This is a genomic window from Oryzihumus sp. (genome assembly GCF_036391795.1).
Classification (GTDB): domain Bacteria; phylum Actinomycetota; class Actinomycetes; order Actinomycetales; family Dermatophilaceae; genus Oryzihumus.
This window is the reverse complement of record NZ_DASVZH010000284.1, coordinates 12,403-27,512: the sequence shown is the minus strand read 5'-3', so window position 1 is coordinate 27,512 and position 15,110 is coordinate 12,403. Positions and strand designations below refer to the sequence as shown.

Sequence of the window (15,110 nt, the reverse complement as noted above, 5' to 3'; positions counted from 1 at the left end):
GAGACCTCCTGCTGGCGGGACTCGACGCGCTTGCCCGAGCTCATCAGCTGCAGGTAGTCGATGATCACCAGGCGCAGGTTGTTGCGCTGCTTGAGCCGGCGGCACTTGGCCCGGATCTCCATCAGCGACATGTTGGGGCTGTCGTCGATGAACAGCGGCGCGTCGGAGACCTCGCCCATGGTCCGCGCGAGGCGGGTCCAGTCCTCGTCGCGCATGGTGCCCTTGCGCATGTGCTGCAGCTGGATGCCGGCCTCGGCCGACAGCAGGCGCATGGTGATCTCGGTGCGGCTCATCTCCAGGCTGAAGACGACGGTCGCCTGCTTGTGCTTGATGGCCGCGGACCGGGCGATGTCCAGCGCCCAGGTCGACTTGCCGACCGCGGGACGCGCCGCGACGACGATCATCTGGCCGGGGTGCAGACCATTGGTCAGGGCGTCGAAGTCGGTGAACCCGGTGGGCACGCCGGTCATCTCGCCGCTGCTGCCCGAGGCGTGCTCGATCTCGTCGACCGCCGCCTCGAGGATGTCGCCGAGGACGTGGTAGTCCTCGCCACCGCGCTTGTCGGCGACGGCGTAGACCTCGGCCTGCGCGGCGTTGACGATGTCCTCGACGTCGCCGCCGCCCTGGGCGTAGCCGAGCTGCACGATCCGGGTGCCGGCCTCGACGAGGCGGCGCAGGACCGCCCGCTCGGCCACGATCTGGCCGTAGTAGCCGGCGTTGGCCGCCGTCGGCACCGACTGGATCAGCTGGTGCAGGTAGGCCTGGCCGCCGACCCGCTGCAGGTCGCCGCGCTTGCTCAGCTCGTCGGAGACGGTGATCGCGTCGGCCGGCTCACCGCGGCCGTAGAGGTCGAGGATCGCGTCGTAGATCAGCTCGTGGGCCGGGCGGTAGAAGTCGACGCCCTTGAGCGTCTCGACGCAGTCGGCGATGGCGTCCTTGGACAGCAGCATGCCGCCGAGCACGCTCTGCTCGGCGTGGACGTCCTGCGGCGGCAGGCGGTCCATGTCGGGGCCGTCGGGGGACGGCGAACCGCCATAGGCGCTGACGTCCAGCTCCGCGATCGACACCTGGTCCCCTTCGATGAACACGGTCGCACCGGGTGCTCCGGCTGTGACACCAGACAACCACTGTGGTCTGACACTCCCCCGGAAGGTGGCCGTCGTGTCGGCCAGGAACGCCCGTGCGGAGAACGGTAGGTCCGCCGGTGCCAGCCCCTCAACACAGGCCTGTGGACAGCTTGGGGACAACGTGTGCACCACGCCGTGGACGAGTGTGCACACCATGTGGACAACCCTGTGAATTGCCGGGGACAGCCTGCGCCGCCACGCACGCTGGCGTGCACAAACGGCCGTCCACCGGCTGTGGACAGAAAAAAGTTCGCCGCTACGGTGCGCCCATGCCCGACCCGATCCCGACGAGCCCCGGCACCACGCTGGTCGGCGCCGTCCGGGCGGCCCTGGCCGAGGCCGCCGACCCCGCCCGCGCCGCCGGCCAGCAGGCCTACATGAAGTCCGCCATGCCCTTCCGCGGACTGACCTCACCGGTCCTGCGGGCCACCCTGCGCCCGCTGCTCGCCGACCCCGCCCACCGGCTCGCCGACCGGGCGGAGTGGGAGGCCGTGGTGCGCTGCCTGTGGGACGACGCGGCATACCGGGAGGAGCGGTATGCCGCACTGGCCCTCACCGGGCACCGCACCTACCGCGCGTGGGCGCGGGAGGTGGCCAGCGTGCCGCTTTTCCGCCACCTGGTGGTGACCGGGGCGTGGTGGGACTACGTCGACGAGATCGCCTCGCACCGCATCGGGGACATCCTGCGGGCCCACCCCGACACCGAGGCCGACCGGATGCGGCAGTGGGCCCGGGACCCCGACCTGTGGGTGCGGCGGACGGCGATCCTGAGCCAGCTCGCCAGCAGGGACGAGCTCGACCGCCGGCTGCTCGTCGACGTCATCGAGCCCAACCTGGCCGACCGGGAGTTCTTCATCCGCAAGGCGATCGGCTGGGCGTTGCGCCAGCACGCCCACCTCGGCCCCGAGGCCGGGGACTGGGTGCGCCAGGTCGTGGCCGCCTGGGGCGACCGGATGGCGCCGCTGTCCCGCCGGGAGGCGCTCAAGAACCTCTGAGCACCCGCGGGGCGGCCAGGTCGGCGTTGTCGATCACCGCGCTGGCGTGCCGGTACGGCGCGCACTCGGCGAGGTAGAGCCGCTGCCCCTGCACGTAGCGCTGCTGGGAGTCCGCCGCCGGGTCGGGGTCGGTCCCGTCTCGGGCCGCCCCGCGGGGCACCGACACCGCGAAGTCGACCTGCAGGAACACCGACCAGTCCCAGCACGGGCGCAGCTCGGGGCGGTGCAGGAAGATCCCGTCGACGAGCAGCACGTCCCCGGGCCCGAGCGCCACCGGTGCGAGCTCGACCGGCGTGTCCGTGGCCACGTCGTTGACCGCGGTCCTGACCAGCCCCGAGCCACCGGGCGCGACCGGGTCCAGCAGCGCCTCCCGCATCCGGACGTAGTCGTAGGAGTCCCGGAAGAAGCCCTCCGGGGAGTGCCGGCCCCGGCGGTGGCGCACCTGCGCAGGGTGGTGGAACCCGTCCACGGACGCCCGGACCACGAGCACCCCGCGGCCGGAGAGGACCACTGCCAGCTCGTCGGCGAAGACGGTCTTGCCCGCCCCGTCGACCCCGTCCACCCCGACCCGCCGCACCCGGTCGGTCGGCAGCCCTTCCACCCGCTCGGCCACCCACGCCAGCACCGCGTCACGTCCGGTCACGGGCCGGACCCTACCGACGCCGGTTCCCGCCGCGGCCTAGGCTGCCCGCCGTGACGGCCCGGAGCAGCACCGCAACCAGCCAGCAGCGGGAGATCCTGCGGCTGGCGGTGCCGGCGTTCCTCGCGCTCATCGCCGAGCCGCTGTTCCTGCTGGCCGACTCGGCGATCGTCGGGCACCTCGGCACCGCCCCGCTGGCGGGTCTCGGCGTGGCCAGCGCGGCCCTGGTGACCGCGGCGAACGTCTTCGTCTTCCTGGCCTACGGCACCACGAGCACCGTCGCCCGTCAGGTCGGCGCCGGCTCGGAGCGCACCGCCGTCGAGGCCGGCGTGGCCGGGCTGTGGCTCGCGCTGGTCCTCGGCGTCGGCACCGCCGCCGTGGTCGGGCTGGCCGCCGGCCCGATCGCCGCGGTCTTCGGCGCCTCCCCGGCCGCGCACGCCCAGGCGGTGACCTACCTGCGGGTGTCTGCGCTCGGCATACCGGCCATGCTCCTCGTCCTCGCCGTGACGGGCGTCCTGCGCGGGCTGCAGGACACCCGCACCCCGCTCGTGGCCTCGGTGGTGGGCTTCAGCGCCAACCTGGCGCTCAACCTGGTGCTCGTCCTCGGGCTGCGCCTGGGCATCGCCGGGTCCGCGCTGGGCACGGTCCTCGCCCAGACCGGTATGGCGGTCGGCCTGGTCCTCGTCGTGGCCCACCGGGCGCGCGGGCTGGGGGCGGGGCTGCGCCCGCACCCGATGCGGGTGCTTCACGCGGCGGGGCAGGGAGTGCCGCTGCTGGTGCGCACGCTCGCGCTGCGCGCGGTCCTGCTGCTGACCACGTGGGTGGCGGCCGGGCTCGGGGACGTCCCCCTGGCCGCGTACCAGGTGTCGGCGACGGTGTGGAGCTTCCTGACCTTCGCCCTGGACGCCCTGGCCATCGCGGCCCAGGCGCTGACCGGCAAGGCGCTCGGTGCGGCCGATGTCGCCGCCGCCCGTTCGGCCACGACGACCATGCTGCGCTGGGGTGCCGGTGCAGGGGTCGTGCTCGGCGCGCTGGTGCTGGCCGTGCACGACGTGCTCCCCGGCCTGTTCACCACAGACCCGGCGGTGCGCGCCGCCCTGGCCGCGGCGCTGGTCGTCGTGGCGCTGTCCCAGCCCGTCTCCGGGGTGGTGTTCGTCCTCGACGGCGTGCTCATCGGTGCGGGCGACGGCCGCTGGCTCGCCGGGGCCCAGGTGGTGCTCCTCGTGCTCTACCTGCCGGCGGTGCTCGCGGTCCGCCGGGCCGCACCCGACCTGCTCGGAGGCACCGACCCGGTCACCGCCCAGGCGCAGGCGCTCACCGTGCTGTGGTGGGTGTTCGTCGGGTTCATGGTGCTGCGGGGGGTGGCGCTGGGCTGGCGGGCCCGCTCCGACGCCTGGCTGGTCACCGGCGCCTCCCGCACCTGACCGGGACCACTGCGCACGCCGGTGTCGCTGGAGGCGCCGGGCGACAACCAGCCCTCCAGCGACCACAACGGGCGCAAAAAGTCAGTCGTGCGTCGGGAAGCCCAGGTTGAGCCCGCCGTGGCTGGGGTCGAGCCAGCGTGACGTGACCACCTTGCCGCGGGTGAAGAAGTGCACGCCCTCGGTGCCGTGGGCGTGGCTGTCGCCGAACAGCGAGCTCTTCCAGCCGCCGAAGGAGTAGTAGGCCATGGGCACCGGGATCGGCACGTTGACGCCGACCATGCCCACCTCGACCTCGTTCTGGTAGCGCCGGGCGGCACCGCCGTCGTTGGTGAAGATCGCCGTGCCGTTGCCGTAGGGGTTGGCGTTGACCAGCTCCAGCGCCGCGTCGTAGGAGGGCACGCGCACCACGGACAGCACCGGGCCGAAGATCTCGTCGGTGTAGATCGACATGTCCGGGGTGACGTGGTCGAACAGGGTCGGCCGCAGCCAGAAGCCTGCGTCGTCGCCGTCGACGTCGCCCTCACGCCCGTCGACCACCAGCGTGGCGCCCGACTCGACCCCCGCCTCGACGTAGCCGACGACCTTGTCCCGGTGGGCGCCGGTGACCAGCGGGCCCATGTCGCATCCACGGGTGCCGTCGCCGGTGCGCAGGGTGGCCATCCGCTCGCGGATCCGCGCGACGAGGTCGTCCGCGACGGGCTCGACCGCGACCAGCGCCGAGATGGCCATGCACCGCTCCCCGGCGGAGCCGAAGCCGGCGTTGACCGCGGCGTCGGCGGCGAGGTCCAGGTCGGCGTCGGGCAGCACCACCATGTGGTTCTTGGCCCCGCCCAGGGCCTGGACCCGCTTGCCGGAGGCGGTCCCCTTCTCGTAGACGTACCTGGCGATCGGGGTGGACCCGACGAACGAGACCGCCTTGACGTCGGGGTGCTCCAGCAGTCGGTCGACCGCCTCCTTGTCCCCGTGGACGACGTTGACCACGCCGTCGGGCAGGCCGGCCTCCTTCCACAGCTGGGCGACCGCGTTGACCGCCGAGGGGTCCTTCTCCGAGGGCTTGATGACGACGGCGTTGCCGCAGGCCACGGCGATCGGGACGAACCACATCGGCACCATGGCCGGGAAGTTGAACGGCGAGATGACCGCGACGACGCCGAGCGCCTGGCGCATGGAGTAGACGTCGACCCTGGTCGAGACGTTCTCGCTGAAGCCGCCCTTGAGCAGGTGCGGGATCCCGCAGGCGAACTCGACGACCTCGAGCCCGCGCGTCACCTCGCCGAGGGCGTCGGAGAGGACCTTGCCGTGCTCCGCGGTGATGAGTGCGGCGATCTCCTCCTTGCGGGCGTTGAGCAGCTCGCGGAACGCGAACAGGACCTGCGCCCGCCGGGTCAGCGAGGCCTGCCCCCACTCCCGGCTGGCGTCGTGGGCGATCTTGACGACCTCGTCGACGGTGGCGGCCGAGGCGAGGTCGAGCTGGCCGGTGACCTCGCCGCTGGCGGGGTTGTAGACCGGGCTCGTGCGCTCGGCGACCCCCGTCCAGGGGGCGCCGCCGACGAGGTGGGTGATGCGGGGGGCAGGGGTGCTCACGAGTGGTGTCCTTCTCGCTCAGGGGCGCGGGTGCCGCCAGCGTATGCCGGGTCCGCCCGGTCCGGGGAGGGGCACAGGACACCAGCGGAACGGACATCTTTGGGCAAACCACGACCGTGACGGCCGCCCCGCTGGCTAGCCTTGGCGCCCAACAGGGGGTGCGTGCACCGCTCCCCGGCGCCGGCGGCAGGAGGGGTGGTCGTGAACGTCCCGCTCCCTGCGCAGGTGGGGATCGCGGACGTCACGGCCTGCCTCGAGGGCCTGCTGCGCCACTCCGACGCCGTGATCAGTGTCCGCAGCGCGCAGGACGGCCGGCTGCTGCTGGCCAACGACGCGTTCGCGGCGCAGGTCGCCCGCCCGGTGGAGGAGGTCGTCGGCGCCCTGCTCGAGGACCTCATGCCCCCGGTCCAGGCCGCCCACGTCCGCGCCCAGGACGAGCTGGTGCTGCGCACCGGGCAGGTGCAGACCAGCCACGAGACCTACCCCGACACCGAGGGCGGGCTGCGCACCTTCGTCACCCAGCGCTTCCCCCTCGTCGACGCCGAGGGGGACACCTTTGCGGTGGCCGGCATCGCCACCGACATCACCGAGCTGGAGCGCACCCGCAGCTCGCTGCACGAGACCGAGCAGCGCTACCGCGCCCTGGTCGAGCACTCCCCGTTCGCGATCGTCGTGCACGTCCGGGGACGGTTCCGCTACGCCAACGCGGCCGCGCTGCGGCTGCTCGGGGCGGCCACCGAGGCGGACCTGCTGGGCCGGCCGGTGCTCGACGTCATCCCCGAGCCCGACCGCTCCGAAGCCGCCGCGATGATCGCCGACATCCTCGCCGGGCGCAGCGAGATCGCCGCACGTCGCGAGGCGGTGCGGCTCGACGGGGGGCGGATCATCGTCGAGATCACGGCCAGCGCCGTGACCTGGGCGGGCCAGACCGCGGTGCAGATGGAGGTCCGCGACGTCACCGAGGAGGCGCGGTCCCGGCAGCTGCTCGCCCGTGCCCACCGGGAGTCGATGGACGCCGCGGCCCGGCTGCGGCTGCTGCTCACCGTGGCCACGGCCGCCAACGACGCGCTGACCATCGATGCGGCCGCCACCGAGGCGCTCCGGGCGACGTGCGAGCACTTCGGCTTCGCGGCGGCCCTGCTGAGGCCGTGCCGGAGCGGGAACGACCGCCTCGTGCCCGCCGCACCCGTGCAGCACGTGGCGACCGGCCCGGCCTCCGACATGCTCATGCTCGCCCTCGACCAGGCGCCCGCCGTGGTGCGGTCCGCGTTCGTCACGCGTGACGCCGCCGGACGGGTCACCGACCGCGGGGGCACCGGCGTGTTCTTCGTCGACCCGGACTCGGACGACGCCTTCGAGGCCGCGCTCGGGCACGCCGGGGTGCGCACGACGCACGTCGTGCCGGTCACGCTGCGCGACACGGTCACGAGCGTGTGCGAGTTCTTCGACACCGGGGAGGCGGGCGCGGCCGCCGACCACCGCGGCACGCTGCACCTCGTCGCCCACGAGCTGTCCCGCGTGCTCGAGCGGCAGCGGGCCCTCGAGGAGCGCGCTGCCCACGAGGCGCGGTTCCGCACGATGTTCCTCAGCTCCCCGGTGGCCATGGCCCTGTCCGACAGCCTCGGGCACTTCGTCTCGGTCAACCCGGCGTTCTCGGCGATGCTCGGACTCCCGGAGGAGGACATCGTCGGCCGGTCCTCGGACGTGTTCACCCATCCCGACGACGTGGCCGGCAACGCCCGGATCAGCGCCACGCTCGACCACACGACCGGTCAGGTCTACCGGGTGGAGAAGCGCTACCTGCACTCCAGCGGACAGGAGGTGTGGGGCCTGCTGTCGGTCACCCGGGTGACCTTCCCGGATGGCCAGCCCTACACCCTGGCCCAGGTCGAAGACATCACCGACCGGCGTCAGGCGGAGGCCGACCTGCACCGCCAGGCGCAGCACGACGCGCTCACCGGGCTGGCCAACCGGGGCAGCCTCGGCCGCAGTCTCAGCGCCCTGGTCGACTCCACCGACGGCCTGGCGGTGCTGTTCGTCGACCTCGACGGCTTCAAGCTCGTCAACGACACCCACGGGCACTCCACCGGCGACGCCGTCCTGCAGGAGGTCGCGCGCCGCCTCCCCCTCGCCGTCCGTCCCGGGGACCTCGTCGCCCGGTTCGGCGGGGACGAGTTCGTCATCGTCTGCTGCGGCGTGTCCACGCACGCGGAGGCGCTGGATTTCGCGGCCCGGGTCGAACGGGCCCTCGCCACCCCGATCCGCTGGGCCGGTGGCGAGCTCGGGGTCACCGCGAGCATCGGTATCGCGCTCAGCTCACCGCCCGGGGGCGCCCGCTTCCTCGACGCCGAGGAGCTGGTCCGGCGGGCGGACGCGGCCATGTACCTCGCCAAGCGGCGCGGCAAGGACCGGGCCGACGTCTACGACGACTCGTTGCACGCCACGAGCCAGTCCCGCACACGGACCGCCGCGGCGCTGCGCCGCGGCCTGGCCGGTGAGGGGCTTCGGGTCCACTTCCAGCCGATCGTCGACCTCACGCTGGGCGAGGTGGTGTGCGCGGAGGCCCTGGTCAGGATGCTCGACCACGACGGGGAGCTGATCCGCACAGCCGAGCTGGTCGACGTCGCCGAGGAGACCGGCCTGATCACGGCGCTCGGGTCGTGGGTGCTGCGGCAAGCCTGCACCGAGGTGGCGCAGCTGCGCCGGGAGACCGGCTGGGCGATGGCGGTGACCGTGAACCTGTCGGCGCGACAGGCCGCGCAGCCGGATCTCGCCGCCGAGGTGCTTGGGGTGCTCCGGGACACCGGGCTGGCGCCCGACGGGCTGTCCCTGGAGCTGACCGAGTCGGCGCTGCTGGAGTTCAACGACGCCACGCTGACCCAGCTCAACACGTTGCGCGACCACGGCGTCGGCATCGGGATCGACGACTTCGGCACCGGCTACTCCTCCCTGACCTACCTGCGCCGGTTCCCGGTCAGCTTCGTCAAGGTCGACCAGGCCTTCGTCCGTGGCCTGCCCGGCTCCGAGCGTGATGCCGTCATCGTGCGTTTCGTCAACTCCCTGGCACGCGACCTGGGTCTGGCCTGCGTCGTCGAGGGCGTCGAGACCGCCGAGCAGCTGCACGCCGTGCGCGAGCTGGGCGGGCTGTTCGCCCAGGGGTACCTCTTCTCCCGGCCGGTGCCGCTGCCGGTGCTGCGCGACCTGCTCATCGGCGGGATCGAGGTACCACCCCACCCCTGAGGCGCCCGTCCCGGCACCCGGTCCGGACCGGCATCACCGACGCGGCGCCGGGCATGACGAAGGGGCCTGGTTCCACGTTGAACCAGGCCCCTTCGGCTGCTGCCGAGGCAGCGGGAGCGTGCGTCAGCCGGCGACGACGGTCAGCGCGACCGTGGCCTGGACCTCCGGGTGCAGGCGCACGAGCGCCTGGTGCGACCCGGTGGACTTGATCGGCGTGGCGATCTCGATCTTGCGGCGGTCCAGCGCCGGGCCACCGGCAGCCGTGACGGCCGCGGCGATCTCGGCCGGGGTGACGGCACCGAAGAGGCGACCCGACGCGCCGGTCTTGGCCTCGACCTTGACGGTCTTGGCCTCGAGCTGGCCCTTGATGGCCTTGGCCTCGTCGAGCGACTTCACCTCGCGGGTCTCCCGGCCCTTGCGGATCGAGTCGACCTGCTTCTGGCCGCCCTTGGTCCAGGCCGTGGCCAGACCGCGGGGGAACAGGAAGTTGCGGGCGTAGCCGTCCTTGACCTCGACGACGTCACCGGCGGTGCCGAGACCCGACACCTCCTGGGTGAGGATGAGCTTCATGGGTTGTCTCCTTCGCGACGACTCAGTGAGCTAGCTCAGCGAGCCGAGCTGGAGTAGGGCAGCAGGGCCATCTCACGGGCGTTCTTCACGGCCGTGGCGATGAGGCGCTGCTCCTGGACGGACACACCGGTCACCCGACGAGCGCGGATCTTGCCGCGGTCGGAGATGAACTTGCGCAGCAGCGCAGTGTCCTTGTAGTCGATGTTCTCGACCTTCGCCGCCTTGAGCGGGTTGGCCTTCTTCTTGGGCTTGCGCACTACGGGCTTGGCCATCGTGGTGCTCTCCATTCTGTGAGAGCCCGGAGTGTGTGCTCCGGGATAGCGTTTCGTTTCAGTTGCGACTCTCATCGCACCTGGCGGTTCGGCCGGCTTCACAGGCACAAGGAAGCCGTCTCACCTCGATCACGGGGCCCACCTCCCAAGGGATGTGCCCTGTGCTCTTTTCAGTTCTCCGGATCGACGTTTCCTGCAGGCACAGGGAAGCCGCCGCACGTCAGGTTCCGGGCTGACCTTCCAGCCCGGAACCTTGCTTGTTGAATCAGAAGGGCGGCTCGTCGTAGGACGGGCCGGAGCCCCAGCCGCCACCCTGCGGGGCGCCCTGGGGCGCGCCCGCGGACGGGCCCGCGGACGGGCCGGTGGCCCACGGGTCGTCGCTCGGCGCGCTCTGGCCGCCACCGAAGCCGGAGTTGCCCCCGCCCTGGTTGCCGCCGAAGCCGCCGCCACCACCGCGCTGGGTGCGGTTGACCTTGGCCGTCGCGTAGCGCAGCGAGGGGCCGACCTCGTCGACCTCCATCTCCACGACCGTGCGCTTCTCGCCTTCCTTGGTCTCGTAGGAACGAGACTTCAGTCGGCCGGACACGATCACGCGGGTGCCACGCTGGAGCGACTCGGCGACGTTCTCCGCCGCGTCACGCCACACCGAGCAGCGCATGAACAGCGTCTCGCCGTCCTTCCACTCGTTGCTCTGACGGTCGAACGCGCGCGGCGTCGACGCAACGGTGAAGTTCGCCACCGCCGCACCGGACGGCGTGAACCGCAGCTCCGGGTCGTTGGTGATGTTGCCGATGACCGTGATGACGGTGTCGCCAGCCATGTGTTGATCCCCTGTTTCTCAGGCGCCGGGGCGCAGGAGCTTGGTCCGGAGGACAGACTCGTTCAGGTTGAGCTGGCGGTCCAGCTCCTTGGCGGTGGCCGGCTCGGCGGTCATGTTGACGACCGCGTAGATGCCCTCGGACTTCTTCTTGATGTCGTAGGCCATCCGGCGACGACCCCAGATGTCGACGTTGTCCACGGTGCCGCCGTCCTTGGTGACGACGGTGAGGAACTTGTCGAGGCTCGGCTGGATCGTGCGCTCCTCGAGTTCGGGGTCGAGGATGATCATGAGCTCGTACTGACGCATGCTGTTAACCCACCTCCTTTGGTCTAGAGCGGTCACGGTCTTTCCGTGACAGGAGGGTTGCAGCGTCCCACCACGGCGCACTCTGCCAGTGGTCACTGACAGTGGGTATGCCGCGGCGAACTTCACGAGGGTACCCGCACGTCGCGGCCGGGAAGAAATCAGCGACGGCGTGTCCCGTGCGGGTCACCCGAAGCGCACCAGCACCCGGTCCTCCGCGCCGGCGATCGGGCCCGCCAGCTCGTCGACCTCCCCCTCCAGCCGCTGCCGCTCTGCGGCCTCGGTCTCCCCGAGCTCGTCCTCGGGCAGGGCCCACCGGGCCCGCGCCACGCGCACCACCTGGGCGACCAGCCATCCCAGGGCCAGCAGCCGCGCGAGGAGCAGCCCGGCATACGGCCCGGAGGGCAGGCCGCGGTCCTTCACGCTGAGGCCGGCGAGGTAGAGCCAGACCGCGACGGAGTAGACGACCTCGGTGCCGGCCCAGATCAGGTGGTCGCGCCAGCGCACGCCGACGAGGGCGATGAGCGGCAGCAGCCACAGGCACGCCTGAACGGGCACGGACTTGCCGGTCACCACGACGATCGCCAGCATCAGCAGGGCGACCTCGGCCACCGCGGGCCGGCGCTGGGTGGCCAGGGCAAGGACGGCGCCGGCGACCAGCGCGGCGACCCAGCCCATCAGCGCCAGGACCGTCACGGCCCCCACCGGCAGGTCGTGGTCGTACAGCTGCGGCACCAGCCACAGCGAGCCGTAGCCGGCACCGGCGCCCCACCAGCGCCGGTAGGTGGACAGGAACCCGTCGGCGTTGACCAGGAGCCAGGGCAGGGACACCAGCAGCCAGGTCGCCAGGGTCACGCCGGCGAGGACGCCCCACTGCCGCAGCCGGCCACCGCGCACCGCGACCAGGCCGATCGCGGCCACGATGACCAGGGGGTAGGTGCGCGTCGCCACCGCGAGGCCGAGCACCACCCCGGCCAGCGGCAGCCGGCGCCGGCCCCAGGCCCACAGCCCCACCGAGGTCAGCACGACGCCGAGCAGGTCGACCGAGACCAGGGAGGCGGTGACGATGACCGGCGAGAGCGCGACGTGGGCGGCCTTCCACGGGTGCCGGCGCACCGTCGCTGCGGTCACGATGACGAGCAGCACGAGCAGCACGGCGACGAGGACGGCCCACAGGCCGAAGTACCACTGCTGACGGGTGCTCACCGGGCCGCCGGGCACGAGCAGCGCCATGACCCACATGGCCAGGCCGCTGCCGACCGGCTGGTCCAGCGACCCGGCCCCGTTCTGGAGGTAGGGCAGCGTGCCGGTCGACAGCCCCGAGGTCTGGAAGACCAGCGGCAGGTCGGAGTAGCACGCGTGCCAGAACTGGTCGGGGGTGCTCCAGCCGGTCCGCACACAGTGCGCCCGCTGGGCCACGGCCAGGGCGACCATCACCGAGGCGAGGCCGCTGAGCACGGCCGCGGCAGCCTGCCAGCCGTCGCGCGAGCGGCGCCCGATCGCGGCATGCCGGCCCAGCGGGCCTCCGGCGACCTGGCTGGCCGCCGCCGCCACCGGGTCCTCCCGCGTCGGCGCCACGGTCTGGTCGGGCGAGGGGCTCGGGCGCATGCCGCGCAGACTACGGGCTCAGGCTGGCCCGCGGCCGGTGTCCCTCCGGCATGCCGTGCCGCGCACCAGGTCGGGGAACGGCGACGGGGCGCCCCCTGCCTGGTGCAGGAGGCGCCCCGTCGGGGTCGGAGCCGCTACGGCGTCGGCGCCGGTGTGCCGTGCTTGCCGGCGCCCGAGGTCGTCGGCGACGAGGTCGAGGTCGTCGTCGTGCTGCCGCCCGGGAAGGGCACGGTGAAGGTGTTCTTCGGACCCTTGGTCTTGGTCGTGGTGCTGGTCGACGGCGGCGCCGTGGTGGTGCTCGTCGTGGACGTGGTGCTCGTCGAGCTCGTCGTCGTGGTCGTCGGCGTGGGCGGAGCGACCTGGTTGTCACCGATGCCGGCGCGCGGCGGGAAGTCCTGGACCGGGTCGCCCCTGAGTGCGCCCTCCATGAAGGCCGTCCAGATCTTCACCGGGTAGGTGCCACCGGTGACCTCGCCGAAGCCGTCGACCTTGATGCTGCCGGTGCCGTCGCCCTGGTAGATGCCGACCGCCGCGGCAAGCTGCGGGGTGAACCCGTCGAACCAGACCGCCTTGTTCTTGGTCGTCGTACCGGTCTTGCCGGCAGCCGGCCGGCCCAGCTCCTGGGCGTGTTGGGCGGTGCCCTCCGTGACGACGTGGGTCATCGCCTCGGTCGCGTCCGCCGTGACGCCCTTGTCGAAGGCCGCCCGCACGTCCTTGTTCGCCTTGTAGTCGATGCTGCCGCCGGCCGAGGTCACCGACTTGATGAGGTACGGCTTGGCGCGGGTGCCCTGGGCGGCGATCGTCGCGTAGGCGTTGGCCATGTCGATGACGCGAGGTGAGGCCGAGCCGAGGATGTTGGCGTAGTTGGGGCTCAGGCCGGGGGTGCTCTGCGGGACGCCGGCGGCGATCGCCGCCTCCATCGTCGACTGCGGAGTGACCTTGACGTTCAGCGCCGCGAAGACGGTGTTGACCGAGTGCGCCGTGGCCGTCCGCAGGTCGATGTTGCCGAACTGCTCGTCACCGAAGTTGCGGATGGTGCCGTTGGCGTCGACCTCGCTGCCGGTCGAGCCGTTCTGGCCCTTGAACTCCGGGAAGTCCTGCGGGCTGTGCCCGTCGAAGCGGGTCTTGGTGCTGATGCCCTTCTGCAGCGCGGCGAGCAGGCCGAAGGCCTTGAAGGTCGAACCCGCCTGCAGGTGGGCGTCGGTGGCGGAGTTGAACTGGACCTTGTTGTAGTCCCGGCCGCCGTACATCGCCACGATCGCGCCGTCACCGGGCTTGATCGCGACCAGGCCGGCGTGCAGGAGCTTGGACGCCTCGGCCGAGCCCGACCCGGGCAGGTTGTCGTTGACGGCGCTGATCGCCGAGTCCTCGGCCCGCTTGTCGATGGTGGTGACGACCTTGTAGCCGCCCCGGTCGATGTCGGCGTCGGTCAGCTTGAGCCGGCTCTTGAGCTCGTCCTTGACCGCGTTGGTGATGTAGCCCAGGGCGCCGTTGCTGGCCTTCTGGCGGTTCTTCGGGTCCTGGACCTTCGGGAACTTCGCCTGGTCGAACTGCTCCTGGGTGATCCACCCTTCCTTCTTCATGCCGTCCAGGACGTACTGCACGCGGTTCTTCGCGGCCTCGAGCGCCCTCGGGCCGTTCGCCGGGTCGTACAGCGACGGGCCGTTGATGACGGAGGCCAGCAGGGCGCCCTGCGCGACGGTCAGCTGCGAGACGTCCTTGCCGAAGTAGGCCTTCGACGCGGTCTGGATGCCGTAGGCACCCCGGCCGAAGTAGATGGTGTTGAGGTAGCTCTCCAGGATCTGGTTCTTGCTCTGGGACTGATCGATCTTGATCGAGATCATCAGCTCCTTGTACTTGCGCGTGACCGTCTGGTCCTGGTTCAGGAAGTAGTTCTTGACGTACTGCTGGGTGATCGTCGACCCGCCCTGGGTCGGGCCGCCCTTGAGCGCCACCAGCACCGCACGCCCGATGCCGGTCGGCGACACCCCGCTCTCGTTGTAGAAGTTGCGGTCCTCCGCCGCGAGGAGCGCGCGCTGCACGTGCAGCGGCACCTTGCTCAGCGGCACCGACTCGCGGTTGATCTGGCTGATCCGCGCGAGCTCGGTCTTGCCGTCGGCGTAGTAGATGACCGAGGCCTGCGAGGTGGCCAGCTCGTTGGGGTTCGGGATCGGGGTGGTGGCGTAGGCGACGGCGAAGCCGGCCACGCCGAGCACCCCGCAGGCCGCCAGCGTCAGCAGCACCCGCTTCCACGTGAAGAACCGGCGCCAGCCGCCCTGCTGCTTCGTCGGCGGCTGCGCGCGGCGTCGGCCGGCGTTACTTGCTCGGGTCTGTGCGCTCACGTGTCTTCTTCCGTTGAACGAGCGGGCGTGGCTGCCGGTCAGTATGCCGACGGGTCTTGTGCGTGCCTCGTCGAACCGGCCGTGGGGGCGGCCCACGCCGGACGAGCGTATCGGGGCGGAAGCAGTACGTCGAAATACAGATATATCGCAGCGATATATCTGTGAGGTATGGTGACGCTCACCAG

The 15,110-nt window shown here is 71.8% G+C and carries 12 protein-coding genes; 3 read left to right on the top strand and 9 right to left on the bottom strand.

From position 1 onward, the window contains the following. On the bottom strand, positions 1 to 1,067 hold a 1,067-nt coding region (locus VF825_RS17605; protein ID WP_331115790.1), incomplete at its 3' end, for a DnaB-like helicase C-terminal domain-containing protein. Positions 1,068 to 1,396: 329 nt separating this feature from the next. On the opposite strand from VF825_RS17605, the gene VF825_RS17600 reads away from it, so the two are divergent. Then, on the top strand, positions 1,397 to 2,122 hold the full coding sequence (locus tag VF825_RS17600) for a DNA alkylation repair protein (protein ID WP_331115788.1): 726 nt from the start codon (positions 1,397 to 1,399) through the stop codon (positions 2,120 to 2,122). On the opposite strand, the gene VF825_RS17595 is transcribed toward VF825_RS17600, so the two are convergent. Further along, positions 2,109 to 2,765: a uridine kinase gene (locus tag VF825_RS17595; protein ID WP_331115786.1), complete on the bottom strand. Its 657-nt coding sequence runs from the start codon at positions 2,763 to 2,765 to the stop codon at positions 2,109 to 2,111. The two genes, VF825_RS17600 and VF825_RS17595, sit on opposite strands and share 14 nt — an antisense overlap. Before the next feature lie 50 nt (positions 2,766 to 2,815). Between VF825_RS17595 and VF825_RS17590 the strand changes: the two genes are divergently transcribed. Further along, positions 2,816 to 4,186, top strand: coding sequence for an MATE family efflux transporter (locus VF825_RS17590; protein ID WP_331115784.1), 1,371 nt, complete (start codon positions 2,816 to 2,818; stop codon positions 4,184 to 4,186). An 81-nt stretch (positions 4,187 to 4,267) separates the two neighbouring features. On the opposite strand, the gene VF825_RS17585 is transcribed toward VF825_RS17590, so the two are convergent. Next, the gene (locus VF825_RS17585) at positions 4,268 to 5,770 is read right to left on the bottom strand and encodes a CoA-acylating methylmalonate-semialdehyde dehydrogenase (RefSeq protein ID WP_331115782.1); all 1,503 of its coding nucleotides are present in this window, start codon (positions 5,768 to 5,770) and stop codon (positions 4,268 to 4,270) included. A gap of 201 nt (positions 5,771 to 5,971) precedes the next feature. Here VF825_RS17585 and VF825_RS17580 point away from each other — a divergent pair, with 201 nt between their 5' ends. Continuing rightward, positions 5,972 to 9,010 (top strand): sensor domain-containing protein, encoded by a 3,039-nt coding sequence (locus VF825_RS17580; RefSeq protein ID WP_331115779.1) that lies wholly within the window; start codon positions 5,972 to 5,974, stop codon positions 9,008 to 9,010. Between the two features lie 123 nt (positions 9,011 to 9,133). Here the strand turns inward: VF825_RS17580 and rplI are convergent, their stop codons facing one another. From rplI to VF825_RS17550, 6 genes are all read right to left on the bottom strand, one after another. Next, on the bottom strand, positions 9,134 to 9,580 hold the full coding sequence (gene rplI / locus VF825_RS17575; protein ID WP_331115777.1) for a 50S ribosomal protein L9: 447 nt from the start codon (positions 9,578 to 9,580) through the stop codon (positions 9,134 to 9,136). A 35-nt stretch (positions 9,581 to 9,615) separates the two neighbouring features. Then, positions 9,616 to 9,852, bottom strand: a complete 237-nt coding sequence (rpsR, locus tag VF825_RS17570; RefSeq protein ID WP_013494395.1) for a 30S ribosomal protein S18 — start codon at positions 9,850 to 9,852, stop codon at positions 9,616 to 9,618. A gap of 265 nt (positions 9,853 to 10,117) precedes the next feature. After that, complete coding sequence (locus VF825_RS17565; RefSeq protein ID WP_331115767.1) at positions 10,118 to 10,672, bottom strand: single-stranded DNA-binding protein; 555 nt, start codon at positions 10,670 to 10,672, stop codon at positions 10,118 to 10,120. A gap of 18 nt (positions 10,673 to 10,690) precedes the next feature. After that, positions 10,691 to 10,978 (bottom strand): 30S ribosomal protein S6, encoded by a 288-nt coding sequence (gene rpsF, locus VF825_RS17560; protein ID WP_141790566.1) that lies wholly within the window; start codon positions 10,976 to 10,978, stop codon positions 10,691 to 10,693. 183 nt (positions 10,979 to 11,161) lie between these two features. Next, a complete protein-coding gene (locus VF825_RS17555) occupies positions 11,162 to 12,583 on the bottom strand; it encodes a hypothetical protein (RefSeq protein WP_331115764.1) in 1,422 nt (473 codons plus the stop codon). Between the two features lie 134 nt (positions 12,584 to 12,717). Next, complete coding sequence (locus VF825_RS17550; protein WP_331115762.1) at positions 12,718 to 14,925, bottom strand: transglycosylase domain-containing protein; 2,208 nt, start codon at positions 14,923 to 14,925, stop codon at positions 12,718 to 12,720. Positions 14,926 to 15,110 lie beyond the last annotated feature (185 nt).